Source organism: Oceanimonas baumannii, from assembly GCF_002245495.1.
Taxonomy (GTDB): Bacteria; Pseudomonadota; Gammaproteobacteria; order Enterobacterales; family Aeromonadaceae; genus Oceanimonas; species Oceanimonas baumannii.
Map to the genome: position 1 here is coordinate 1 of NZ_NQJF01000065.1, position 1036 is coordinate 1036.

Genomic DNA, 1036 nt, shown 5'->3' on the forward strand with positions numbered 1-1036 from the left:
ATATACGGGTGTGCATGCCCGTGGATATTTACCCACCAGGACGATACCGCGTCGATATATTTTTTGCCTTGCTCATCAAATAAACCGGCTCCCTCACCACGTACAATGCCTATGGGCGGTGCAGCGGTTTTCATTTGGGTATAGGGATGCCATATTACTTTAAGGTCGCGTTTTGTTAAATTCATAGTTCGTTCTGTAAAAGTTCAACCACACGTTTATCTGTCGGAAATTCAAAGTCGGCTACACTCAGCGTAGTAATCGGCAGCCACCTGAAAGCTTGCAACACTTCTCCATCCCCATCAAAATCAAAGGCAACAGTTTTTATATTAAGATTAACCGGCGTAATATTTTTCACCATATAGTATACACTGATAATTTGCGAATTATTAAAGGCCGATTTTACAGCAAAATCCGTAGTATAAAAATGACTGATAATTTCTATCTCCAAATTGCACTCTTCCATAAATTCGCGTTTAAGCCCCTCAATCAGGCCCTCACCAAGCTCAAGACCGCCACCCGGGAATTTTGAAAAACGCATGCCATACTCCTGCTCATCACTAATCAGTAGTTCGTCATTATCATTAAGCAGCAGGCCATAAACCCTTACATTAAAGTATTCCATTATTCAAAATGCTTTTTGTTGCGTACTACCTTATCCATTGTCCAGGCAATGGTTTCTGTTTGCGGTTCAGAGCGGATGGGGCAATCGGGCATGCTGCAGTAGTGGCAGCAGTCGGGTACGCAGGGATCCGAGTGAATAAACAATTCGGTTTTGATGCCTACCTCTTTGTTGATCAGTTTATCAACCAACGATACTTCGACATGGGCTTTATTCAGGTCGAAGTAGCTGGGTAGGGTCATATGGCAATCGATATGTAGTTCGTTACCATATTTCTGGGCACGCAGGTTGTGTACATCTATCCAGGACTCACGGCGTTTTTCGCTCAGTACATTAATAATATCCGTTACTACCTGAAAATCGGCTTCGTCCATTAAACCCGCAACCGATTTACGGATGAGTTTATAAGCACTATAT

Annotated in this window: 3 protein-coding genes; all 3 read right to left on the reverse strand. The window is 42.8% G+C overall.

Annotation, left to right across the window (positions count from 1 at the left end; genetic code table 11):
* Positions 1-185: aminotransferase class III-fold pyridoxal phosphate-dependent enzyme (locus tag B6S09_RS18925; protein ID WP_141202011.1), on the reverse strand; the 185-nt coding region annotated here is incomplete at its 3' end.
* A complete protein-coding gene (locus B6S09_RS18930; protein ID WP_094279865.1) occupies positions 182-622 on the reverse strand; it encodes an NUDIX domain-containing protein in 441 nt (146 codons plus the stop codon). The genes B6S09_RS18930 and B6S09_RS18925, both read right to left, overlap by 4 nt.
* Positions 622-1036 (reverse strand): cation diffusion facilitator family transporter (locus tag B6S09_RS18935; protein WP_211281105.1); only part of this gene is annotated, 415 nt, incomplete at its 5' end. The genes B6S09_RS18930 and B6S09_RS18935, both read right to left, overlap by 1 nt.